General features: G+C 70.9%; 21 protein-coding genes. All 21 read left to right on the forward strand.

What is annotated here, in order from left to right; all coding sequences use genetic code 11:
* The coding region (gene dapF / locus QZ500_RS13775; protein ID WP_295855972.1) for a diaminopimelate epimerase at positions 1–848 on the forward strand (848 nt) is incomplete at its 5' end.
* The gene (locus QZ500_RS13780; protein ID WP_295855973.1) at positions 845–1,570 is read left to right on the forward strand and encodes a DUF484 family protein; all 726 of its coding nucleotides are present in this window, start codon (positions 845–847) and stop codon (positions 1,568–1,570) included. The genes dapF and QZ500_RS13780, both read left to right, overlap by 4 nt.
* Before the next feature lie 5 nt (positions 1,571–1,575).
* On the forward strand, positions 1,576–2,637 hold the full coding sequence (locus QZ500_RS13785; RefSeq protein ID WP_295855974.1) for a tyrosine-type recombinase/integrase: 1,062 nt from the start codon (positions 1,576–1,578) through the stop codon (positions 2,635–2,637).
* A gap of 62 nt (positions 2,638–2,699) precedes the next feature.
* The gene (locus QZ500_RS13790) at positions 2,700–3,887 is read left to right on the forward strand and encodes a class I SAM-dependent methyltransferase (protein ID WP_295855975.1); all 1,188 of its coding nucleotides are present in this window, start codon (positions 2,700–2,702) and stop codon (positions 3,885–3,887) included.
* A 69-nt stretch (positions 3,888–3,956) separates the two neighbouring features.
* Positions 3,957–5,012, forward strand: coding sequence for a GTP-binding protein (locus tag QZ500_RS13795; protein WP_295855976.1), 1,056 nt, complete (start codon positions 3,957–3,959; stop codon positions 5,010–5,012).
* A gap of 91 nt (positions 5,013–5,103) precedes the next feature.
* On the forward strand, positions 5,104–5,820 hold the full coding sequence (dksA, locus tag QZ500_RS13800) for an RNA polymerase-binding protein DksA (protein WP_295855977.1): 717 nt from the start codon (positions 5,104–5,106) through the stop codon (positions 5,818–5,820).
* A 52-nt stretch (positions 5,821–5,872) separates the two neighbouring features.
* Entirely contained in the window at positions 5,873–7,639 is a 1,767-nt protein-coding gene (locus tag QZ500_RS13805) for an STAS domain-containing protein (protein ID WP_295855978.1), read from the forward strand.
* A gap of 46 nt (positions 7,640–7,685) precedes the next feature.
* Complete coding sequence (gene hslV, locus QZ500_RS13810; protein WP_295855979.1) at positions 7,686–8,252, forward strand: ATP-dependent protease subunit HslV; 567 nt, start codon at positions 7,686–7,688, stop codon at positions 8,250–8,252.
* Positions 8,253–8,430: 178 nt separating this feature from the next.
* On the forward strand, positions 8,431–9,789 hold the full coding sequence (gene hslU / locus QZ500_RS13815; protein ID WP_295855980.1) for an ATP-dependent protease ATPase subunit HslU: 1,359 nt from the start codon (positions 8,431–8,433) through the stop codon (positions 9,787–9,789).
* 297 nt (positions 9,790–10,086) lie between these two features.
* A complete protein-coding gene (gene mraZ / locus QZ500_RS13820; protein WP_295855981.1) occupies positions 10,087–10,515 on the forward strand; it encodes a division/cell wall cluster transcriptional repressor MraZ in 429 nt (142 codons plus the stop codon).
* Positions 10,516–10,532: 17 nt separating this feature from the next.
* Positions 10,533–11,441, forward strand: a complete 909-nt coding sequence (rsmH, locus tag QZ500_RS13825; RefSeq protein ID WP_295855982.1) for a 16S rRNA (cytosine(1402)-N(4))-methyltransferase RsmH — start codon at positions 10,533–10,535, stop codon at positions 11,439–11,441.
* Between the two features lie 25 nt (positions 11,442–11,466).
* A complete protein-coding gene (gene ftsL, locus QZ500_RS13830) occupies positions 11,467–11,778 on the forward strand; it encodes a cell division protein FtsL (protein WP_295855983.1) in 312 nt (103 codons plus the stop codon).
* Positions 11,775–13,526, forward strand: a complete 1,752-nt coding sequence (locus tag QZ500_RS13835; RefSeq protein WP_295855984.1) for a penicillin-binding protein 2 — start codon at positions 11,775–11,777, stop codon at positions 13,524–13,526. The genes ftsL and QZ500_RS13835 overlap by 4 nt, the downstream gene beginning before the upstream one ends.
* Positions 13,526–15,076, forward strand: coding sequence for a UDP-N-acetylmuramoyl-L-alanyl-D-glutamate--2,6-diaminopimelate ligase (locus QZ500_RS13840; protein ID WP_295855985.1), 1,551 nt, complete (start codon positions 13,526–13,528; stop codon positions 15,074–15,076). Before QZ500_RS13835 ends, QZ500_RS13840 begins: the two co-directional genes overlap by 1 nt.
* Entirely contained in the window at positions 15,073–16,500 is a 1,428-nt protein-coding gene (gene murF / locus QZ500_RS13845; RefSeq protein ID WP_295855986.1) for a UDP-N-acetylmuramoyl-tripeptide--D-alanyl-D-alanine ligase, read from the forward strand. Before QZ500_RS13840 ends, murF begins: the two co-directional genes overlap by 4 nt.
* Before the next feature lie 46 nt (positions 16,501–16,546).
* Positions 16,547–17,725, forward strand: coding sequence for a phospho-N-acetylmuramoyl-pentapeptide-transferase (mraY, locus tag QZ500_RS13850; protein ID WP_295855987.1), 1,179 nt, complete (start codon positions 16,547–16,549; stop codon positions 17,723–17,725).
* A 7-nt stretch (positions 17,726–17,732) separates the two neighbouring features.
* A complete protein-coding gene (murD, locus tag QZ500_RS13855; RefSeq protein WP_295855988.1) occupies positions 17,733–19,466 on the forward strand; it encodes a UDP-N-acetylmuramoyl-L-alanine--D-glutamate ligase in 1,734 nt (577 codons plus the stop codon).
* Positions 19,463–20,743 carry a putative lipid II flippase FtsW gene (gene ftsW, locus QZ500_RS13860; protein ID WP_295855989.1) on the forward strand — a complete coding sequence of 427 codons (1,281 nt, stop codon included), beginning with the start codon at positions 19,463–19,465 and terminating at the stop codon, positions 20,741–20,743. Before murD ends, ftsW begins: the two co-directional genes overlap by 4 nt.
* Positions 20,740–21,807 carry an undecaprenyldiphospho-muramoylpentapeptide beta-N-acetylglucosaminyltransferase gene (gene murG, locus QZ500_RS13865; RefSeq protein ID WP_295856017.1) on the forward strand — a complete coding sequence of 356 codons (1,068 nt, stop codon included), beginning with the start codon at positions 20,740–20,742 and terminating at the stop codon, positions 21,805–21,807. The genes ftsW and murG overlap by 4 nt, the downstream gene beginning before the upstream one ends.
* Complete coding sequence (gene murC / locus QZ500_RS13870; RefSeq protein WP_295855990.1) at positions 21,804–23,240, forward strand: UDP-N-acetylmuramate--L-alanine ligase; 1,437 nt, start codon at positions 21,804–21,806, stop codon at positions 23,238–23,240. The genes murG and murC overlap by 4 nt, the downstream gene beginning before the upstream one ends.
* Positions 23,237–24,226 (forward strand): D-alanine--D-alanine ligase, encoded by a 990-nt coding sequence (locus QZ500_RS13875; RefSeq protein WP_295855991.1) that lies wholly within the window; start codon positions 23,237–23,239, stop codon positions 24,224–24,226. Before murC ends, QZ500_RS13875 begins: the two co-directional genes overlap by 4 nt.
* The last annotated feature ends 1 nt before the right edge of the window (position 24,227 follow it).

Below are 24,227 nucleotides of genomic sequence, written 5' to 3' on the forward strand. Positions count from 1 at the left end.
GCGCGGGCAACGACTTCGTCGTGCTCGACGAGACGCAGGGGCCGCTCGGCCTGTCCGCCGCGCAGTACCGCTTCCTCGCCGACCGCCATTTCGGCGTCGGCGCCGACCAGGTGCTGTCGGTACGGCCGCCGCCGTCGCCCGACGTGGACTTCGAATACGTCATCCACAACGCCGACGGCGGCGAGGTTGAGCAGTGCGGCAACGGCGCGCGCTGCTTCGCCCGCTACGTGCACCAGCGCGGCCTGACGGCGAAGGAGGTGATCCGCGTCGCCACCCGGGCCGGCACCATCGCGCCGCGGCTCGATGCCGACGGCCGGGTGACGGTCGACATGGGCGCACCGGTGTTCGCGCCGGAGCAGGTGCCGTTCGACGATGCCGGCCTGTCGCCCCAGGCCGACGGTGGGTGGCAGAAATGGCCGCTCGCGCTCGGTACGCGGGCGGATGATGCTATCGTTTCCGTAGCAATCCTGTCGATGGGCAATCCGCACGCGGTGCAGCTGGTCGACGACGTGGACACCGCGCCGGTCGCCGAACAGGGCCCGTCGATCGAGCACCATCCCCGCTTCCCGAACCGGGTCAACGCCGGCTTCCTGCAGATCGTCGACCGCGGCCGGGTGCGGCTGCGGGTGTACGAGCGCGGCGCCGGCGAAACGCTCGCCTGCGGCACCGGCGCCTGCGCAGCGGTGGTCGCCGGCATCCGGCTCGGCCTGCTCGACGACCGCGTGAACGTCGAGACCCGCGGCGGCCGGCTCACCATCGCCTGGGCGGGCGGCACGGCACCGGTCCTGATGACCGGCCCGGCCGTCACCGTCTTCGAAGGCCAGATCGACATTCCCGAGACCCTATGACCGTTCCTTCCTCCCCCGCCTCCGATTCCGCCACCGCCGTCCCGCCGATCACCGAGGACGACATCGCCCACTTCCTGGCCAACACGCCCGACTTCTTCGAGCGCCATGCCGAACTGCTGGCCGAGGTGCAGCTGACCAGCCCGCACGGCAGCCGCGCGGTCAGCCTGCAGGAACGCCAGGCCACGATGCTGCGCGAGAAGATCAAGGGCCTGGAGCACCGGATCATGGAGATGGTCCGGCACGGCCACGAGAACACGCTGATCGCCGATCGTTTCCAGCGCTGGGCGCTGGAACTCGTCGCCACCCGCGACGCCGTTGCACTGCCGGCCCGCATCGTCGAGCAGGCGCAGGAGCAGTTCCTGGTGCCGCAGGCGGCGATCCGCGTCTGGGACGTGGCGGCCGCCCATGCCGGCGCGCCGTTCGCCCAGGACGTGGGCGCCGACCTGCGGACCTTCGCCGCCTCGCTCGGCGAGCCGTACTGCGGGCCGAACCGCGGTTTCGAGGCGGTGCAGTGGCTCGACCGGCCGGCCGAGGCCGCGTCGCTCGCGCTGCTGCCGCTGCGTGCGCCGGTGTCGACAGGCGCGGCCGGCGGCGGCGCGGTGTTCGGCCTGCTGGTGCTCGCCTCGGGCGAGGCCGGGCGCTTCGACACCACCATGGGCACCGACTTCCTGCAGCGCATGGCCGCCCTGGCCAGCGCCGCGCTGACCCGGCTGCAGGGCTGAGCGGCATGCGGCCGACGGACGACGCGACACCGGCGGCCTCCCGGCCCGTCTCTGCGTCCACTTCTCCGTCGGTCTCTTCGCCCGTTGCAGCGCCCGCGCCCGCGCCGGTCGATCCGCTGGTCGTCCGCTACCTCGACCATGTGCGCTACGAGAAGCGCCTGGCCGACCGCACCACGACGCTCTACACCCTCGACCTGGAAAAGCTCGCCGCCGCCTGCGCCGCCGCCGGCATCGCGCCCGCCGCCGCCACCCAGGCCCACATCCGCCGCTTCGTCGCGCAGATGCATGCATCGGGCCGCAGCGCCCGCGGCATCGCGCTGATCCTGTCGGGCTGGCGCAGCTTCTACACCTGGCTGGGGCGGGAGGGCCTGATCGCCCAGAACCCGGTGCAGACCGTGCGCGCGCCGAAGGCGCCCAAGCCGCTGCCGAAGGCGCTGCCGGTGGACGAGGCGATGCAGCTCGCCGATTTCTCCGCGCCCGCCGGCGAGGACGAGCAGGACGCCTGGCTCGACCTGCGCGACGCCACCATCGTCGAGCTGTTCTACGGCTGCGGCCTGCGGGTAGGCGAGTTGGTCGCGCTGGACGCGACCGCCTCGGCCGCCGCCCAAGCCGCCGGCCGGGGCTGGATCGACCTGGCCGACGGCATGGCGCACGTCCGCGGCAAAGGCCGCAAGTGGCGCGCGGTGCCGATCGCCGGCAAGGCGGCGGAGGCGGTCGCGCTCTGGCTGCCGGTGCGCGCCTCCGGCCTGCCGGCCGACGCCGCCGACCAGCCGGCGCTGTTCCCCGGCCGGCGCGGCACCCGGCTCACGCCGCAGGCGGTCTGGCAACGGCTGCGCGGCCGCAGCGCCGCCGCCGGCCTGGCGACGCCGGTGCATCCGCACATGCTGCGCCACTCCTATGCGAGCCATCTGCTGCAGTCCAGCGGCGACCTGCGGGCGGTCCAGGAACTGCTCGGCCACGCCAGCATCGCCGCCACACAGGTCTACACCCGGCTCGACTTCCAGCACTTGGCACGCATCTACGACGCCGCCCATCCGCGGGCGGGCGTCAAGCTATCGAAAAAATAGCGCGCTGCGCAGGTGATGCCTGCGCAAAAGGCACTTTTCCTTCTCATATTGCCCGTTCTGCCATGAAAACCCTGCGTCTGCGCGAAGGCAAGGAGCGCTCGCTCCTGCGCCGCCATCCCTGGATCTTCGAATCGGCCATCGCCAAGGGCGGCGCCGACAGTGGCGAGACGGTGCGGGTCGAATCGCACGACGGCCGCTTCCTCGCCTGGGCCGCGTTCAGCCCGAGCTCGCGCATCCGCGCCCGCGCCTGGAGCTTCGACGAGGCGCAGCGCATCGACGCCGCCTTCTTCCAGGCGACGCTGGAGCGCGCCATCGCCGCCCGCGCCTGGTTCGACATCCGGAGCGACGGCCTGCGGCTGGTCCACGGCGAATCCGATGGCCTGCCGGGCCTGGTGGTGGATCGCTACGGCGACGTGCTGGTCGCGCAGTTCGGCTCGGCCGGCGCCGAACGCTGGAAGGGTGCGATCGCCGACGCGCTGGTGCGCATCACCGGCTGCCGCCAGCTCTACGAGCGGTCGGACGCCAGCGTCCGGGCACTCGAAGGCCTGCCCGCCGCCACCGGCTGGCTGCGCGGCGACCCGGCGGCGCCGACCGAACTGACGATCCGCGAGCACGGCTGGCAGCTGACGCTCGACGTGGCCGAAGGGCACAAGACCGGCTTCTACCTGGACCAGCGCGACAGCCGCCACCGCTTCTACGAGACCACCCGCCGACGCGGCTTCCAGCGGGTGCTCAACTGCTACTGCTACACCGGCGGCTTCACCATCGCGGCGCTGGCCGGCGGGGCCGGGCATGTCACCTCGATCGATTCGTCGGCACCGGCGCTGGCCCGTGCGGCGGCGCACGTCGCGCTCAACGGCTTCGACGCGGCCCGGGCGGAGTTCCTCGATGCCGACGTGAATGCCTCGCTGCGCCGCTTCGCGCAGGAGGGCCGGCGCTTCGACGCGATTGTGCTCGACCCGCCCAAGCTCGCACCGACCGCCGCCCATGCGGACCGCGCCGCCCGCGCCTACAAGGACATCAACCGGATCGCGCTCGGGCTGCTGGAGCCGGGCGGCGTGCTGTTCACCTATTCCTGCTCGGGCGGCATCCCGCCGGAGCTGTTCCACAAGATCGTCGCCTCGGCCGGTGCCGACGCCGGGGTGGACGGCTTCATCGCCGAGCGGCTGATGGGCGCGCCCGACCATCCGATGACGCTCGCCTTCCCCGAAGGCGACTATCTCAAAGGATTGGTTGTCGTCCGACGCTGACACGGCCCGGCCGTCGCTACACTGCCGCGTTGCTTTCCCCGCCGGCCGCTGCGCCGGCCACGTCCCGCCATGGCCCTGATCCCCGCCACCATCCTCACCGGCTTCCTCGGCTCCGGCAAGACGACGCTGCTCAAGCGCATCCTGTCGGAGAACCACGGGCAGAAGATCGCCGTCATCGAGAACGAGTTCGGCGAAGAGAACATCGACAACGACATCCTCGTCACCGAGTCGAAGGAACAGATCGTCCAGATGAGCAACGGCTGCGTCTGCTGCACGATCCGCGAGGACTTGCGCGAGGCCCTGCAGCTGCTGGCCGCGAAGAAGCGTAAGGGCCTGCTCGACTTCGACCGCGTGGTGATCGAGACCACCGGCCTCGCCGACCCCGGCCCGGTCGCGCAGACCTTCTTCATGGACGAGGAGATTGCCGAGAGCTACCTGCTCGACTCGATCCTGACCCTGGTCGATGCCAAGCATGCCGGGCAGCAGCTCGACGACCGCCAGGAGGCGCGCCGCCAGGTCGGCTTCGCCGACCAGCTGTTCCTGAGCAAGACCGACCTGGTCGCGCAGGACGCGACCGATGCCCTGATCCACCGCCTGAAGCACATGAACCCGCGGGCGCCGGTCAAGGCGGTGCATTTCGGCGAGGTGCCGATCGCCGACGTGTTCGATCTGCGCGGCTTCAACCTGAACGCGAAGCTCGACATCGACCCGGACTTCCTGAAGGACGACGGCCACGACCACCACGACCACGACCATGCGCATGGCGAGCACTGCGACCATCCGTCGCACAAGCACGACCACGGCCACGGCCACCACCATGCGCACGACGACGACGTGAAGAGCTTCGCCTTCAAGTCGGACCGTCCGTTCGACCCGGCCAAGCTCGAGGACTTCCTGGGCGCGATCGTCAACATCTACGGCCCGCGCATGCTGCGCTACAAGGGCGTGCTGCACATGACCGGCACCGACCGCAAGGTGATCTTCCAGGGCGTGCACCAGCTGATGGGCAGCGACCTCGGACCCGCGTGGGCCGAGGGCGAGACGCGCACCAGCAAGATGGTCTTCATCGGCATCGACCTGCCCCGCGACATCCTGCTGCAGGGCCTGGAACAGTGCCTCGCATGACCGCGTTTTCGTGCCGACCCTGCCTATACAATCGCGCCCCGACCAAGTCCGGGCCCCGGAACCAACACCCATTTCGCCGAGGAGCCAGAGCGTGAAAGCCCAGCCGAGCAAGACCCCCGCCAAGAGCGCCGCGCCCGCCGTTGAACCTGCTGCAGCCAAGGCCGCAGCGCCGGCCGCCGAGAACGCCGGAGGCACGTCCGAGATCGTGCGCAGCACCCGCCCGTCCTCGCGCCTGACCCAGCTGACCGTGCCGTCGATGGCCTCGTCCGCGGTCGCCTCCACCGCCGCCAAGGCCAGTTTCTCCACCCGCCCCAATGCACCCGCGCCCGCGCCGGTGGTCTACACGCCGGCCAAGAAGGACCCGAAGCTGGCGCAGAACTGGAAGACCAAGTCGGCCGAGGAACTGACCGATGCCGAAGTCATGGCGATGCCCGACGGCGAGTACATGAACGAGAAGCAGGTCGCCTTCTTCCGCCGCAAGCTGGTCCAGCTGAAGCAGGACATGCTCAACAACGCCGGAGAGACGACCGAGCACCTGCGCGAGGACACGGTAGTGGTGCCCGATCCGGCCGACCGCGCCACGATCGAGGAAGAGCACGCCCTGGAGCTGCGCACCCGCGACCGCGAACGCAAGCTGCTGAAGAAGATCGAGCAGTCGATCGCCCGCATCGATGCCGGCGACTACGGCTACTGCGACGAGACCGGCGAGCCGATCGGCGTCGGCCGTCTGCTGGCGCGGCCCACCGCCACGCTGTCGCTCGAGGCCCAGCAGCGCCGCGAGCTCAAGCAGAAGATGTTCGGGGACTGAGCCTCGGCGCAGGCAACCGCAGCAGCCTTCGCAGCCGACGTTTCCTGCATCCATGAACGGCAAGGACGACGCCCGCGGACTGTTCGGCAGGATGGTGCGCTTCGTGCGCAATCCGCTGGCCGACCCCGACGCCGACCTGCCGACCGAGCCGCCGCCCGATTCCACCCACGGCCGCCAGCTGCTGCGCGAGCTGATGGAGCGCCGCCGGCGCAATGACTTCGTCCGCCGCCGCGAGTTCGACCAGCTCCGGCGCATCCGGCGCAGCGGTGCCGGCGTCGCGGCCCCGGGCGAAGGCGAGACCCGGCTGTCGCTGTTCGACAGCGGCTTCAGCACCCGCAGCGGCAACCGCGCCCTGACGCTCCAGAAGATCGACGAGATCGAGGAGCAGATGTCGCAGCAGTGGTGGAAGAACCGCCCCACGCGGCGCACCGAACGTGCGGCCCTGGCGCCGCGCCCGTCGCCGCCGTCGGTCCTGCCGCCCCTGCCCGACCCATCGCCGGACAAGCCCCTGCCGCCGGCCGGCCCGGCGTCCGTGCCGGCACCGCCGACGACTGCCTTCCACGATCCGGCGCCGAGCTTCGCACCCACCGCCTACGAGGAAGTGCCGGCGCCGCCGGCGCACGTCGCGGAAACCGTCCTCGACCTGGAACTGCCCGATGCGGCCACCACGCTCACCGGCAGCGAGCCGACCCTGCCGCCGGACGGCGCCGACGACCGGCTGCGCGGCTTCGTGCATCCGCCGACGATGGAAGAGGCTGCGATCCAGTTCGCCAATGCCGAGGCCGAGGCCGCCGAACAGTCGCTCTGCGGCCTGATCGACGGCGGTGCCGACGACCAGGAAGGCGTCTGGCTGGCGCTGTTCGACCTCTACCGCGCCAGCGGCCGGCCCGACCGTTTCGAGGCCGCTGCCATCGCTTTCGCCGAACGCTTCGGCCGTTCGCCGCCGGCCTGGTTCGCGCTGATGGAGCCCGGTGCGGCGATCGCACTGCCCGCCGCAGCGCCGGTGCCGCAGGGCGCACAGGAGGACCACCACTGGCGCTGCCCGACGGCGCTGGGCGCCGAGGCGCTGGTGCCGCTGGAGCGCGCTACCGCCGCGCCGTCGGCCGTCTGGTGGCTCGACTGGTCCGGGCTGGTCGCCATCGCGCCCGGGGCCGCGCTGCCCTTGCAGGCGCTGCTGGCCCGCTGGAGCGTGCAGCCGATCGCGCTGCGTTTCGTCGCGGCCGACACGCTGCTCGCCGTGCTGCAGGCCGCCACGCCGCCCGGCGATCCGCAGGTCGATCCGGCCCTCTGGACGCTGCGGATGGAGGCGCTGCGCCTGCTGGGCGAGCCGGAGACCTTCGATGCCGTGGCGCTCGACTACTGCATCACCTACGAGGTCTCGCCGCCGTCCTGGCATGCGGTGGCCTGCGACTGCCGTGCCGTCGCGGCCGGCATGGCGCCGGAGCCCTCGGCCGCGGTGCAGGCGGCCGCACGGGCCGGTGCCGATCCGCGCGCCGGCGGCTTCGCGGTGGATGCGCCGCCGATGGAAGGCCGGCCGTTGCAGCTCGCCGGTGTGATCGCCGGGGCCGAGATGGCGGACGTGCTGGCCCGGATCGACCGGGCGATCGCGCAACTGCCGCCCGCTGCGCCGCTGGTGCTGGACTGCGAGGCGCTGGTGCGGGTCGATTTCGCCGCCGCCGGCACGCTGCTCGGCTGGGCGAGCACCTGGGAGGCGGACGGCCGCCCGGTGCGTTTCGAGCGGCTCCACCGCCTGGTCGCCGCCTTCTTCAACGTGGTGGGCATCGGCGAATGCGCCCTGGTACTGGCCCGCGAGGACTGACCCTGCGCGGTTGAAGAAGCGCTTCCGGCCCCCATCTGCGGCGGCTATGGAACAGTCCCGCGAATCTCCCGTCTTCCACGGCACCACCATCCTCAGCGTCCGTCGCACCACGCCCCAGGGGGTGCAGGTGGCGATCGGCGGCGACGGCCAGGTGACCCTCGGCAACATCGTCGTCAAGGGCACCGCCCGCAAGGTGCGCAAGCTTCACCACGACCGGGTGCTGGCCGGTTTCGCCGGCGCCACGGCCGACGCGTTCACGCTGTTCGAGCGCTTCGAGGCCAAGCTGGAGAAGCACCAGGGGCAGCTGACCCGCGCCGCGATCGAGCTGACCAAGGAATGGCGCACCGACCGGGTGCTGCGCCGGCTGGAGGCGATGCTCGCGGTGGCCGACCGCACCGCCTCGCTGATCATCACCGGCAACGGCGACGTGCTGGAGCCGGAGCAGGGCATCGTCGCGATCGGCTCGGGTGGCGCCTACGCGCATTCGGCGGCGAAGGCGCTGCTGGACCACACCGACCTGGCGCCGGCCGACATCGTGAAGAAGTCGCTGGAGATCGCCGGCTCGCTGTGCATCTACACCAACATGAACCACACGATAGAACGCCTCGACTGACCCCAGGCTGCGCGCTGGCGCGCTCCGCCCACCCCCTTGCAGGGGGCACCACCGGCGGACCGGCGGAGCCGGATCCGCGGTGGTTCCGGGAGATCAGGTGCTTTTGGGGCTCCAGCGCTTATCCGGGCTGCGCGTGCAGCTATCGTTTCCGTAGCAAACCTCTTTTTTCGGATCTGCCATGTCCTTTTCGATGACCCCGCAGGAGATCGTCTCCGAACTCGACCGCCACATCGTCGGCCAGCAGCAGGCCAAGCGGGCGGTCGCCATCGCGCTGCGCAACCGCTGGCGGCGCCAGCAGGTCGACGAGAAGCTGCGCCACGAGATCACGCCGAAGAACATCCTGATGATCGGCCCGACCGGCGTCGGCAAGACCGAGATCGCGCGCCGGCTGGCCCGGCTGGCCGATGCGCCGTTCATCAAGGTCGAGGCGACCAAGTTCACCGAGGTCGGCTACGTCGGCAAGGACGTGGACTCGATCGTGCGCGATCTGGTCGAGGTGGCGGTCAAGCAAACCCGCGAGGCCGAGATGAAGAAGCACCGGCTGCGCGCCGAGGACGCCGCGGAGGACCGCATCCTCGACGTGCTGCTGCCGCCCGCCCGACCCACCGGCAGCGCCGCCGAATCGGTCGCCGCCGCGGCACCTGCGCCGGACGGCCCCGCGCGCCAGGCCTTTCGCAAGAAGCTGCGCGAGGGCCAGCTCGACGACAAGGAGATCGAGATCGACCTGGCCCAGCCGCCGAAATCGGTGGAGATCATGGGCCCCGCCGGCATGGAGGAGATGACCGAGCAGTTGCGCGGCATGTTCGGCCAGCTCGGCGGCGGCAAGCGCCACACCCGCAAGCTGCGCATTGCCGAAGCGCTGCGCCTGCTGGCCGACGAGGAAGCCGCCAAGCTGGTCAACGAGGAGGAGTCGCGCGCCCGCGCGGTCGCCAACGCCGAGCAGAACGGCATCGTCTTCATCGACGAGATCGACAAGGTCACCGGCCGCAGTGGCGAAGGCGGCGGCAGTGGCGGCGAGATCTCGCGCCAGGGCGTGCAGCGCGACCTGCTGCCGCTGGTGGAGGGCACGACTGTCTCGACCAAGTACGGCATGGTCAAGACCGACCACATGCTGTTCGTCGCCTCCGGCGCCTTTCACCTGAGCAAGCCGAGCGACCTGATCCCGGAACTGCAGGGCCGCTTCCCGATCCGGGTCGAGCTGCAGTCGCTGTCGGTGGAGGACTTCGAGGCGATCCTGACGCAGACCCATGCGTCGCTGGTCAAGCAGTACCAGGCGCTGCTGGCGACCGAGGGCGTGACGGTGGACTTTGCGTCCGACGGCATCACCCGGCTGGCCCGTATCGCCCACGACGTGAACGAGTCCACCGAGAACATCGGCGCCCGGCGGCTGGCGACCGTCATGGAGCGGCTGCTCGACGAGGTGAGCTTCGATGCAGCCAAGCTCGCGGGCCAGACGGTGACGGTCGATGCGGCCTATGTGGACGCCCGGCTGGCCGAACTGAGCCGCGACGAGGACCTGTCGCGTTACATCCTCTGAGCCGGGGTGCCCGGATCGCCGGTGCGGCGGCCGTACGACGCCCGCCGCACGCTCAACCTTCACTTTGACAGACCCGTCTAAGTACTTCATCCGGAACGTTTTTCCGACGGTTACGACCTGATGAAATTGCCCTAAGTCTTTGATTTCAAAGTCAAAGTTGGTGAGGCGCCGCATGCGGCGCCTTTTTTTCCTGCTACAGTGCAAAAAAGTGCAATTAGGTGGGAAAAAGTGCCCTCGAACGCCTTTTCCGCCTGCACCGCCAACAAGCACTGATTTCGATTCCGGGGGTTATCCGTCGTGTTCCAAGGGGCCTCGTCGCTGAGTCTCGATGCCAAGGGGCGGCTGTCCGTCCCGACGCGTCACCGCGACGTCCTGGGCGCGACGGCGGCCGGGCAGCTCACCATCACCAAGCATCCGCACGGCTGCCTGATGGTGTTTCCCCGCCCCGAATGGGAGAAGTTCCGCGAGCGCATCGCCGCGCTGCCGATGTCCGCTCAGTGGTGGAAGCGGATCTTTCTCGGCAATGCGATGGACGTGGAGATGGACGGCACCGGCCGGGTGCTGGTGTCGCCCGAACTGCGCGCCGCCGCCGGCATCGAGAAGGACGCCGTCCTGCTCGGCATGGGCAACCATTTCGAGCTCTGGGACAAGGCGACCTACGACCGGCAGGAAGCCGAAGCCATGCAGGGCGAGATGCCCGACGTCTTCAAGGAGTTCTCGTTTTGAGCGCCGCGGAGCCGGCCGTGTTCGGCCATACCACGGTGCTGCTCGACGAGGCGGTCGACGGGCTGGTGCACGATGCCGACGGCCACTACGTGGACGCCACCTTCGGCCGGGGCGGACATTCGCGGGCGATCCTGGCGCGGCTGTCCGCTGCCGGCCGCCTGACCGCCTTCGACAAGGATCCGGATGCCATAGCGGCGGCGGGGGAGCTGCGGGATGCCCGCTTCTCCATCCGGCACCAGGGTTTCCGCCACCTGGGGGAGCTGCCTCCGGGCAGCGCTGCCGGGGTCCTGATGGACCTCGGCATCAGCTCCCCCCAGATCGACAACCCCGCACGGGGTTTTTCTTTTCGTTTCGACGGCCCGCTCGACATGCGCATGGACACCACGCGCGGCGAGAGCGTGGCCCAATGGCTGGCCACCGCCGGGGTCCAGCAGATCGCAGAGGTGATACGTGACTACGGCGAAGAACGGTTTGCTGGCCCCATTGCAAAGGCGATTGCAGCTCGCCGACAGGAAAGGGGCCCTCTTTCAACCACCGCCGAACTGGCCGAACTCGTGGCTGGCACGGTCAAAACCCGCGAGCCGGGCCAGAACCCTGCAACGCGCACATTTCAGGCTTTTCGGATTTTCATCAACGCCGAGCTTGAAGAGCTGCAACAGGCCCTGACGGCGAGCCTGTCGGTGCTCGCACCGGGCGGGCGGCTGGCGGTGATCAGCTTCCATTCGCTGGAAGACCGGATCGTCAAGACCTTCATCGCGCAGCACTCCAAGGAGGTCTACGACCGCCGGGCGCCGTTCGCCGCACCGCAGCCGATGCGGCTGCGCGCGCTGGAGCGGATCAAGCCGGGCGCAGCCGAGGTCGCGGCCAACCCGCGCGCCCGCAGCGCCATCCTGCGCATCGCAGAGCGCACCGAGGTGCGCGCATGAGCGCCGCGACGCGAGAGGCCCGCACATGACACGGCTGTCCATCGTGCTGCTGATCGCGGTGCTGGCGAGCGCCTTCTACCTGGTGCACACCCAGTACGAATCGCGCCGTCTCTTCACCGCCCTGGAGAAGGCGACGGCCGAGGCGCACCGGCTCGATGTGGAGCACGACCGGCTGCAGGTGGAAAAGCGCGGCCAGGCGACCCCGCTGCGGGTCGAGAAGCTCGCCCGCGACAAGCTCCAGATGAAGGCCGCTACCCCGGCCATCACCCAGTACGTCGCGATGCCCGACGGCGCCGCGACCACCGCGGTCGCGCCGCAGGAAGGGGGCCGTCCATGAGCCGCAGCCGCAGCGTTCAGTACACCACCAGCCCGCTGCTCGCGAGCAAGACGCCGGTCTGGCGCAGCAAGTTCATCGTCGCGGCGATCGCGCTCGGCTTCGTCGGGCTGGCCGGCCGCGCGGCCTACGTGCAGGTGATCGGCAACGACTTCTACCAGCGCCAGGGCGAGGTGCGCTTCGCCCGCACGCTCGAACTGCCGGCCAACCGCGGCCGCATCCTGGACCGCAACGGGCTGCTGCTGGCGTCCAGCGTGATCGCCCCCAGCATCTGGGCGATCCCCGAGGACGTGGACCGCGACGATCCGGCGGTGCGGGCCAAGCTGAAACAGGTCGCGCGCCTGCTGGAGATGACGCCGGCCGCGCTCGACAAGAAGCTCGCCGACGAGGACAAGACCTTCGTCTGGATCCAGCGCCAGGTCGACGAGCCGATCGCCAAGCAGATCGCCGCGCTCGACATCAAGGGCATCTACCAGCGCAAGGAATACAAGCGCCAGTATCCCGAGGGGGAGTCGGCGGCGCACATCGTCGGCTTCACCAACGTCGAGGACCGCGGCCAGGAGGGCATCGAGCTCGCCTTCAACCAGGAGCTCGGCGGCAAGGCCGGCTCGCGGCGCGTGATCAAGGACCGGCTCGGCCGTATCGTGGAGGGCGTGGGCGAGACGGTCCCGCCGGTCGACGGCAAGGACATCCAGCTGTCGATCGACAGCAAGGTCCAGTTCTTCGCGTACCAGAAGCTGCGCGACCAGGTGATCGCGCAGAAGGCCAAGGCCGGCAGCGTGGTGGTGCTCGACACCGTGACCGGCGAGATCCTGGCACTCGCCAACTACCCGAGCTACGTGCCCGACAAGCGGCAGAACCTGACCGGCGAACAGCTGCGCAACCGTGCGCTCACAGACACCTTCGAGCCCGGCTCGACGATGAAGCCGATCACCATCGCGACCGCGATGGAGCTGGGCCGGGTCAAGCCGCAGACGCTGATCGACACCTCGCCCGGCCGGTTGACGGTGACCGGCTCGACCATCACCGACACGCACAACTACGGTATGCAGACGGTCGAGGGCGTGATCCAGAAGTCGAGCAACGTCGGTGCCACCAAGGTCGCGCAGAAGATGACGCCGCACGAGATGTGGGACAGCTTCTCGGCACTCGGCTTCGGGCAGAAGCCGCAGATCGCCTTCCCCGGCACGGTCAGCGGCCGACTACGGCCCTGGAAGACCTGGAAGCCGATCGAGCAGGCGACGATGTCGTACGGCTACGGCCTGTCGGCGAGCCTGTTCCAGATGGCGCGCTCGTACACCGCCTTCGCCCACGACGGCCAGATCATCCCGGCCACCATCCTGAAGAGCGACCAGCCGGCCGTCGGCACGCAGGTGTTCACGGCGCAGAACGCGGCCTCGGTTCGGCACATGCTCTGGCTCGCCGCCGGACCGGGCGGCACCGGGCAGAAGGCGCAGACGGTCGGCTATTCCATCGGCGGCAAGTCGGGCACCGCGCGCAAGCAGGCGGGCAAGGGCTATGCGGCGGGCAAGTACCGCTCCTGGTTCACCGGCATGGCCCCGATCGAGAAGCCGCGCATCATCGTCGCGGTGATGGTGGACGAGCCCAACGCCGGCTCCTACTACGGCGGCACGGTCGCCGGTCCGGTGTTCGGCGAGGTGGTGCAGCAGACGCTGCGCATGCTGGGCGTGCCGCCCGACATGGCGGTCAAGCCGCAGATCGTCGCCCAAGAGGTCGAGGAATCCTTCTGATGGCCGCCCCCGCGCTCCCGCCGCTCGACGGCGCCGGCGACGCCGTGGCCTGGCTGCGCGCGCGCGTGACCGGTACGCTGCAGACCGACAGCCGCCGCGTCGGCCCGGGCGACGGCTTCATCGCCTGGCCCGGCGCCGCGACCGACGGCCGGGCCCATGTGCGGGCCGCCTTCGCGCAGGGCGCGGCGGCCTGCCTGGTGGAGCACGACGGCGCCGACGCCTTCGATGTCGGCACCGGCGACGTCGCCGCGCTGGCGGGCCTGAAGGCCGCGACCGGCCCGATCGCGGCCGATTGGTTCGGCCGGCCGTCCGACCGGCTCGACCTGCTCGCGGTCACCGGTACCAACGGCAAGACCACCACCACCTGGTGGCTGGCGCAGGCGCTATCGAAAGTAGAGCACGCTGCGCAGACCCGGTGTGCGCTGGTAGGCACTTTGGGCACCGGAATCCCGCCGCAGGTCGACTACAACGGCCTGACCACTCCCGACCCGGTGCTGCTGCAGCGGGTGCTGCGCGGTTTCGTCGATGCCGGCGCTGGCGCCTGCGCGATCGAGGCCTCGTCCATCGGCATCGCCGAGCGCCGGCTCGACGGCTGCCGCATCCGCGTCGGCATCTTCACCAATTTCACCCAGGACCACCTCGACTACCACGGCACGATGGAGGCCTACTGGCAGGCCAAGGCCGGGCTGTTCGACTGGCAGGGCCTGCAGGCGGCGGTGGTCAACGCCGACGACGCAGCCGGCGCCGACCTGGCCCGCACACTGGCAGCCCGGCCGCTCGACCTCTGGACCTTCTCCTGCGGTGGCGCGGGCGCCGACACCGCACGGCTGCGCGCCGAGGCCATCGGCTACGGCAGCGACGGCCTGCGCTGCGTGGTGGTGGAGGGTGAGGATCACCAGCCGCTCGCCACCCGCGCGATCGGCCACTACAACCTCTACAACCTGCTCGGCGTGGTCGGCACGCTGCGGGCGCTGGGCGTGCCGCTCGCCGCGGCGGTCGCGGCCTGCCACGGGCTGGGTGCGGTTCCGGGCCGGATGGAATGCGTGGTGCGCGACGGCGCGCCGCTGGTCGCGGTGGACTATGCCCACACCCCCGACGCGATCGCGCAGGCGCTCGCCGCGCTGCGGCCGCTGGCCGACGAGCGCGGCGGCGCCCTGGTCTGCGTGTTTGGCTGCGGCGGCGACCGCGACGGCAGCAAGCGCCCGCGCATGGCCGCTGCGGCGGCCGCCGGCGCCGACAAAGTCTGGCTGACCAGCGACAACCCGCGCCGCGAGGACCCTCTGGCGATCCTGGCGCAGGCGGCGGCCGGACTGCCGCCCGGTCACCCGACGCAGCAGGAGCCCGACCGCGCGCGCGCCATCGCCGCCGCGATCGCCGCGGCCGGTCCGCACGACGTGGTGCTGCTCGCCGGCAAGGGCCACGAGGACTACCAGGAGATCGCCGGCGTGCGGCGCCCGTTCTCGGACCGTGCGGAGGCCGAACGGGCCCTCGCAGCCTACCGGTCCGGCACGGCGGCACGGCACGACGCCGCACAGGAGACCGCGCGATGACGCCACCCGCCCAGATGATGACCCTGGAGCAGGCTTTCGCCTGGACCGGCGGCATGCGCCTCGTCGGCAATGGCGCGCTGCCGATCGCCCGGGTGCACACCGACACCCGCACCCTGCAGCCCGGCGACCTGTTCGTCGCGCTGCGCGGCGAGCGCTTCGATGCCAACGACTTCCTGGCCGAAGCGCATGCCAGCGGCGCCGTGGCCGCGATCGCCCACGGCGGCCTGGAAGCCGCCGGCCTGCAGGGCATCCAGGTGCCGGACAGCCGCGCCGCGCTGGCCGCATTGGCCGCGGGCTGGCGCATGCAGTTCGACCTGCCGCTGGTGGCAGTCACCGGCAGCAACGGCAAGACCACGGTCACCCAGATGGTCGCCTCCATCCTGCGCGCCGCGCACGGCGATGCCGCCTTCGCCACGCAGGGCAATTTCAACAACGACGTCGGGGTGCCGCTCACGCTGCTGCGGCTGCGCGCGGCGCACCGGGCGGGCGTGGTCGAGCTGGGCATGAACCATCCGGGCGAGATCGCGGTGCTGGCCCATATCGCCCGCCCGACCGTCGCCCTGGTCAACAACGCGCAGCGCGAGCACCAGGAATTCATGCACACCGTCGAGGCGGTCGCGCTGGAGAACGGCGCGGTGCTGACCGCCCTGCCGAACGAGGGCATCGCGGTGTTTCCCGCCGACGACGCCTTCGCGCCGGTCTGGCGCACCCTGGCCGCCCAGCGGCGCTGCCTGACCTTCGCCGAGGACGGCACCGCCGACCTGTGGCTGCGCGACGCCGTCTGGGAGGGCGACGCCTGGTCGGTCGAGGCGCACACGCCCGCCGGCCCGCTCGCGTTCCGCCTCGCGGTCGCAGGCCGCCACAACCTGCGCAACGCGCTGGCCGCGGCCGCCTGCGCGCTGGCCGCCGGTACGCCGCTGGCCGCCGTCGCCGCCGGCCTCGACGCCTTCGCGCCGGTCAAGGGCCGTTCGCGCGCGGCACGGCTGACGGTCGAAGGCCGCAGCCTGACCCTGGTGGACGATACCTACAACGCCAACCCCGACTCGGTCCGCGCCGCGATCGACGTGCTCGCCGACCTGCCCGGCCCGCGCCTGCTGGTGCTGGGCGACATGGGCGAGGTGGGCGAGCAGGGTCCGGCGTTCCATGTCGAGGCCGGCGCCTATGCGCGCCAGCGCGGCATCGACCGGCTGTTCGCCTTCGGCCCGCTCTGCGCGTCCGCGGTGCAGGGCTTCGGCGGCGACGACGGCGCCGCGGTCCATTTCGACACCTTCGCCGCGCTGGACGCGGCGGTCGCCGGCGCCATCCCGCAGGTGGCCAGCGTGCTGGTCAAGGGATCGCGCTTCATGCAGATGGAGCGCGCGGTGCAGGGCATCGAAAGCCGCGCCGCCGCTCCATCCGCCACCACCCCCGATTCGCCGGAGTAAACGACGCGATGTTTCCTGTTTCCCTCTCGTTTTTCGGAGCTGCCGCATGCTGCTGAGCCTGGCCCAGTGGCTGCAGACGCTGTCGCCCGATTTCGGGACGCTGCGGCTGTTCCAGTACCTAACCTTCCGCGCCGTGATGGCCGCCATGACCGCGCTGCTGATTGGACTGGCGGCCGGCCCGTTCGTGATCCGCCGGCTGACCGCGCTGAAGATCGGCCAGCCGGTGCGCGGCTACGGCATGCAGACCCATCTGGTCAAGAGCGGCACGCCCACCATGGGCGGGGTGCTGATCCTGCTGGCCATCGCGATCTCCACGCTGCTCTGGTCCGACCTGAGCAACCGCTTCGTCTGGATCGTCATGGTCGTCACCGGCGGCTTCGGCGCGATCGGCTGGGCCGACGACTGGCGCAAGGTGGTCCACAAGGACCCGGAGGGCATGCGCTCGCGCGAGAAATACATGTGGCAGTCGCTGATCGGCCTGATCGCGGCGCTCTACCTGGTCTTCAGCATTTCCGAGAACTCCAACTGGCGGGTGATCGAGCTGTTCGTCACCTGGGTGCGCTCCGGTTTCGACGTGAACCTGCCGCCCAAGGCCGGCCTGCTGCTGCCGTTCTTCAAGGAAGTGAGCTATCCGCTCGGCGTGATCGGCTTCGTGGTGCTGACCTACCTGGTGATCGTCGGTTCGAGCAATGCGGTCAACATGACCGACGGCCTCGACGGGCTGGCGATCATGCCGGTGGTGATGGTCGGCTCGGCGCTGGGCATCTTCGCCTACGTGACCGGTAGCGCGACCTTCTCCCGCTACCTGCTGCTGCCGACCATTCCAGGGGCGGGCGAACTGCTGGTGTTCTGCGCCGCGATGGCGGGCGCCGGCCTGGCGTTCCTCTGGTTCAACACCCATCCGGCGCAGGTCTTCATGGGCGACGTCGGTGCACTGGCGCTGGGCGCGGCGCTCGGCACCATCGCGGTGATCGTGCGCCAGGAGATCGTGCTCGCGATCATGGGCGGCATCTTCGTCGCCGAAGCGGTGTCGGTGATGCTGCAGGTGACCTGGTTCAAGTACACCCGCAAGCGCTACGGCACCGGCCGGCGGCTGCTGCTGATGGCGCCGCTGCACCACCATTTCGAAAAAGCCGGCTGGAAGGAGACGCAGGTGGTCGTGCGTTTCTGGATCATCACCATGCTGCTGTGCCTGGTCGGGCTGTCGACCCTGAAGCTGCGCTGAGCACCGCATGAAGCATCTGCAGGATCTTCCCGTTCTGGTGCTCGGCCTGGGCGCCTCCGGCCTGGCCATGGCGCGCTGGTGCGCCCGCCACGGCGCACGGGTGACCGTGGCCGATACCCGCGAGGCGCCGCCCCAGCGGGCCGCGCTGCAGGCCGAGGTGCCGGATGCGGTGTTCGTCCCCGGTCCGTTCTCCGACGCGCTGGTGCAGGGCGCTGCGATGCGGGCGGTGTATGTCTCGCCCGGCCTGTCGCCCCCCGCCACCGCGCCGGTGCTGGAGGCCGCGCGTGCGGTGGGCCTGCCGGTCGGCGGCGAACTGGACCTGTTCGCCCGGGCGCTGGCCGATCTGCGCGAGGCGGATCGGCCGTCGGCCGATGCAGAGAACGACACCGATGCGGTGTCGGAGGCCGCGTCGGTTTCGGCGGATGCCATCATGGACGCGCCGCTGCCCGCAGCCGACGTTGACGCCGTCGCTGATGCCGATGCCGTGCATGCAGATACGGAAACGGACACTGAAACGGACACGGACCCGGCCGACGCCCCCGCCGCACTGGAACCGCCGCAGGCGCCCGCGCCCGGCTACCGGCCGGCAGTGCTGGCGATCACCGGCACCAACGGCAAGACAACCGTCACCTCGCTCACCGGCCAGCTGGTCGAACGCGCCGGCAAGACGGTCGCCGTGGCCGGCAACATCGGCCCGACGCTGCTCGACACGCTGGCGGCGCACCTCGATGCCGGCACGCTGCCGCAGGTCTGGGTGCTCGAGCTGTCGAGCTTCCAGCTCGACGGCGTGCAGGGCTTCGAACCCACCGCCGCGACGGTGCTCAACCTGACCCAGGACCATCTGGACTGGCACGGCGACATGGCCGCCTACGGCGCGGCCAAGGCCCGCATCTTCGGCGCGCACGGCTTGATGGTGCTCAACCGCGAGGACCCGGCGGTGATGCGCATGCTGCCGCCGCCGGTCAAGGCCAAGCTGCGGGCACCGCAGGAGCGGCCGCACATCACCTTCGGTGGCGACATGCCGCAGCGCCCGGGCGACTTCGGCATCGAATCGGTCAACGGCATGGCCTGGCTGGTGCGCGCCCAGGAGGCCGACGAGACCCGCAAGCGGCGACGCGGCGGCGATGCGGCCGACGAACTGCACATCCAGCGCCTGATGCCGGCCGACGCGCTGCGCATCCGCGGCCGGCACAACGCGGTCAACGCGCTGGCGGCCTTAGCGCTGGCGCAGGCCGCCGGGTGCCCGCTGGCGCCGATGCTCTACGGCCTGCGCGAGTACCGCGGCGAGCCGCACCGGGTGGAACCGGTCGCGGTGATCGACGGCGTCGAGTACTTCGACGACAGCAAGGGCACCAACGTCGGCGCCACCGTCGCCGCGCTGCAGGGCCTGGGCGCCGAGCGCCGCATCGTGGCGATCCTCGGCGGCGACGGCAAGGGCCAGGACTTCGCGCCGCTGGCCTCGCCGGTCGCGCTGTACGCCCGTGCGGTGGTGCTGATCGGCCGCGACGCGCCGCTGCTGCGCGCGGCGCTCGACGGCACCGGCGTGCCGATGGACGACGCGGCGACGCTGCCCGACGCGGTGGAGGCCGCCCGCCGCCGCGCGCACGCCGGCGACGCAGTGCTGCTGTCGCCCGCCTGCGCGAGCTTCGACATGTTCACCGGCTACGAGCACCGGGCACGGGTCTTCTGCGACACCGTCGCCGCGATGGCCGACGATGCACTGGCCGGAGGTACGGCATGAGCGCGGTCCCCGAATCCCGCGGCCTCGGCGGCCGCATCGCCGGCTGGTTCGGCAGCCTGTCGCAGGCGGCGGGCGACGCCCTGCCGGTGCGCATCGGCTCGTCGGAATATGCCCGCACCCAGACCGCCCCGGCGCGGCTGCTGGGCTTCGACCAAGCGCTGCTCTGGGTCACGGTCGCGCTGCTGGCCTGGGGCCTGGTGATGGTCTATTCCGCCTCGATCGCGATGCCGGACAACCCGCGCTTCGGCCGGCTCGGCTACAGCCAGACCTATTTCCTGACGCGCCACGTGGTGGGCCTGCTGCTCGGCTTCGTGGCGGCGGTGCTGGCGTTCCAGATTCCGGTGCGCACCTGGGAGCGGGCGGCGCCCTGGCTCTTCATCCTGTCGCTGCTGCTACTGGTGCTGGTGCTGGTGCCGCACGTCGGCCGCAGCGTCAACGGCGCGCGCCGCTGGCTGCCGCTGGGCATCATGAACTTCCAGCCGTCGGAACTCGCCAAGCTGGCGATCGTGCTGTATGCGGCCGACTACATGGTGCGGAAGATGGAGGTCAAGGAGCGCTTCTTCCGTGCGGTGCTGCCGATGGGCCTGGCCGTCGCGATCGTCGGCGTGCTGCTGCTGGCCGAGCCCGACATGGGCGCCTTCATGGTCATCGCCATCGTGGCGATGGGCATCCTGTTCCTCGGCGGCGTGAATGCCCGCATGTTCTTCCTGATCGCGGCGGTCCTGCTGGTCGCCTTCGCCACGATGGTGATGGCGAGCCCCTGGCGGCGCGAGCGGATCTTCGCCTACCTCGACCCGTTCAGCGAGGCGCATGCGCTAGGCAAGGGCTACCAGCTGTCGCATTCGCTGATCGCGATCGGCCGCGGCGAGGTCTTCGGCGTCGGGCTCGGCGGCAGTGTCGAGAAGCTGCACTGGCTGCCCGAGGCGCACACCGACTTCCTGCTGGCGGTGATCGGCGAGGAATTCGGCCTGGTCGGCGTGGTCTGCGTGATCGGCCTGTTCCTCTGGATGACCCGCCGCATCATGCACATCGGGCGCCAGGCCATCGCGCTCGACCGGGTGTTCGCCGGGCTGGTGGCACAGGGCATCGGCATCTGGGTGGGTTTCCAGGCGTTCATCAACATGGGCGTGAACCTGGGCGCGCTACCGACGAAGGGCCTGACGCTGCCGTTCATGAGCTACGGCGGCTCGGCGATCCTGATGAACCTGGTGGCGGTGGCGATAGTGCTGCGGATCGACTACGAGAACAGAGTGTTGATGCGCGGGGGGCGGGTCTGATGGCGAAGACCGCACTCGTCATGGCCGGCGGCACCGGCGGCCACATCTTCCCGGGCATCGCGGTCGCCGAGGCACTGCGTGCGGAGGGCTGGCAGGTGCACTGGGTCGGCGCGCCCGCGCCCAGCATGGAGGCGCGCCTGGTGCCGCCGCGCGGCTTCGCGTTCGAGCCGGTCGCCTTCGGCGGCGTGCGCGGCAAGGGGCCGGTCACGCTCGCGCTGCTGCCGTTGCGGCTGCTGCGCGCCTTCTGGCAGAGCCTGGCGCTGGTGCGCCGGGTGAAGCCCGACGTCGCCATCGGTCTGGGCGGCTACATCGCGTTCCCCGCCGGCCTGATGGCCGTGCTGAGCTGGAAGCCGCTGGTGGTGCACGAGCAGAACTCCGTCGCCGGCCTGGTCAACCGCATCCTGGCACTGGTCGCCGACCGGACCTACACCGCTTTCCCCGGCGTGCTGAAGACCGGCGAGTGGATCGGCAACCCGCTGCGCGCCGCGTTCACGCAGCAGCCGGCGCCGGCCGAGCGCTTTGCCGGCCGCAGCGGCCCGCTGCGGCTGCTGGTGGTCGGCGGCAGCCTGGGCGCCGCGGCGCTCAACGAGGTGGTGCCGCAGGCCCTGGCGCTGCTGCCTGAGGCACAGCGGCCGCAGGTCCTGCACCAGAGCGGCGAAAAGCAGATCGATGCGCTGCGGGCCCACTACGCCCGCGCCGGCGTGGCGGCCGAACTCACCCCCTTCATCGACGACACCGCCCGCGCCTTCGCCGACGCCGACATCGTGGTCGGCCGGGCCGGCGCCAGCACCGTCACCGAGATCGCCGCCGTCGGCGCGGCCGCGCTGTTCGTGCCGTTCCCGCATGCGGTGGACGACCACCAGACCGCCAACGCCCGCTTCCTGGCCGATGCCGGTGCGGCCTGGCTGGTGCAGCAGCGCGACCTCACCCCGCAGGGCCTGGCCGACCTGCTGCGCGGCCTGACCCGCGACGAACTCCGCACCCGCGCCGAGCGCGCCCGGGCCTTGGCCAAGACCGATGCGGTCGGCGCGATCGTGGCCGCCTGCCAGGAACTGACGACGTGAAGCACGCCATCCGCCATATCCATTTCGTCGGCATCGGCGGTGCCGGCATGAGCGGCATCGCCGAGGTGCTGTCCAACCTGGGTTACACCGTCTCGGGCTCCGACCTGTCGGACGGCGCCACGCTGCAGCGGCTGCGGGCGCTCGGCATCCGGACCTGCGTCGGCCACGACGCGGCCCATCTGGGCGCGGCCGACGCGGTCGTCACCTCGACCGCAGTGCAGGCCAGCAACCCCGAGGTCGTCGCCGCACGCGCCCGCAAGATCCCGGTGGTGCCGCGCGCCGTGATGCTCGCCGAGCTGATGCGGCTCAAGCAGGGCATCGCCATCGCCGGCACCCACGGCAAGACCACCACCACCAGCCTCGTCACCAGCGTGCTCGCCGAGGCCGGGCTCGACCCGACCTTCGTGATCGGCGGCAAGCTCAACAGCGCCGGTGCCAACGCACGGCTGGGGCAGGGCGACTACATCGTGGTGGAGGCCGACGAATCCGACGCCTCCTTCCTCAACCTGCTGCCGGTGATGGCGGTCGTCACCAACATCGACGCCGACCACATGGAAACCTACGGCCACGACTTCGGCCGGCTGAAGGGTGCCTTCGTCGATTTCCTGCACCGCATGCCGTTCTACGGCGCGGCAGTGCTGTGCATCGACGACCCGGCGGTGCGCGAGATCGCGCCGCAGGTGACCTGCCCGGTGACCAGCTACGGCTTCTCCGAGGACGCGCAGGTCCGGGCGGTGGACGTGCGGCCCGATGCCGGCCGCATGCGGTTCACCGTGCAGCGGCGCACCGGCGAGGCGCTGCCCGACCTGGACATCGTGCTCAACCTGCCGGGCGAGCACAATGTGCTGAATGCGCTGTCGGCGATCGCGATCGCCGGACGGCTCGACATTCCCGACGCGGCGGTGCAGAAGGCGCTCGCCGGCTTCCACGGCGTGGGCCGCCGTTTCCAGCGCTACGGCGAACTGCCCGCAGCCGGCGGCGGGACGTTCACCCTGATCGACGACTACGGCCACCACCCGGTGGAGATGGCCGCCACCCTGTCGGCCGCGCGCGGCGCCTTTCCGGACCGCCGGCTGGTGCTGGCCTTCCAGCCCCACCGCTACACCCGCACCCGCGACTGCTTCGAGGACTTCGTGAAGGTCATCGGCCAGTACGCCGACGCGGTGCTGCTGGCCGAGGTCTATGCCGCCGGCGAGGCGCCGATCGCCGCCGCCGACGGCCGCACCCTGGTGCGGGCACTGCGCCTGGCCGGCCGGGTCGAGCCGGTGTTCGTCGATGCCGTCGCCGCGATGCCGCAGGCCATCGTCGAACGCGCGCGCGACGGCGACGTGGTGATCTGCATGGGCGCGGGCTCCATCGGCGCGGTGCCGGGTCAGGTCGTGGAATTGCTACGAAATAAAGAGCAGGATATGAAGCAGGGACGGGCGCAATGAGCGTTTTTGGTCAAGAATCGCGGTCGTTCGGCAAGGTCGCGGTGCTGATGGGCGGCGCGTCGGCCGAGCGGCAGGTGTCGCTGATGTCGGGCGGCGGCGTGCTGGAGGCGCTGCGGGCGCGCGGCGTCGACGCCCACGCCTTCGATCCCGCCGAGCGCGATTTGTCGTTGTTGAAGGCCGAGGGCTTCGAACGCTGCTTCATCGCCCTGCACGGCCGCTTCGGCGAGGACGGCACGGTGCAGGGCACGCTCGAACTGCTCGGCATCCCCTACACCGGCCCGGGCGTGCTGCCGTCGGCGATCGCGGTGGACAAGGTCATGACCAAGCGCCTGTGGCTGGCCGACGGCCTGCCGGTGCCGCGCTACGTCCGCCTGGCCGCCGGCCAGCAGGATGCGGCGCAATTGCAGGCGGTACCGGACGTGCTCGGCCTGCCGCTGATCGTCAAGCCGCCGCGCGAGGGTTCTTCCATCGGCGTGAGCAAGGTGCGTGAGGCCGGTGCGCTCGGCGATGCGGTCGCGCTGGCCGGCCGCTACGACCCGGACGTGCTGTGCGAGGAATTCATCGACGGCGAGGAATACACCTGCCCGGTGCTCGGCACCGGTGCCGACGCCCGCGCGCTGCCGGTGGTGCGCATCGTGGCGCCCGGCGGCCTGTACGACTACCAGAACAAGTACTTCACCGACGACGTGCGCTACGACTGCCCGAGCGGCCTGCCAGCGGCGGAGGAAGCCGAACTGCAGCGCCTGGCGCTGGCCGCCTACCGCGCGCTCGGCTGCCGCGGCTGGAGCCGTGCCGACTTCATGGTGCGTGCGAGCGACCGCCGGCCATTCCTGATCGAGATGAATACCTCGCCGGGCATGACCTCGCATTCGCTGGTGCCGATGTCGGCCCGCGCCGCCGGCATCTCCTACGAGGACCTGTGCCTGCGCATCCTGGCGTCGGCCAGCCTCGACTACTCGGCCGCGCAGCGCGCCGCGAAAGCCTGAC

This window comes from uncultured Xylophilus sp. (genome assembly GCA_913776965.1).
Classification (GTDB): domain Bacteria; phylum Pseudomonadota; class Gammaproteobacteria; order Burkholderiales; family Burkholderiaceae_C; genus Xylophilus.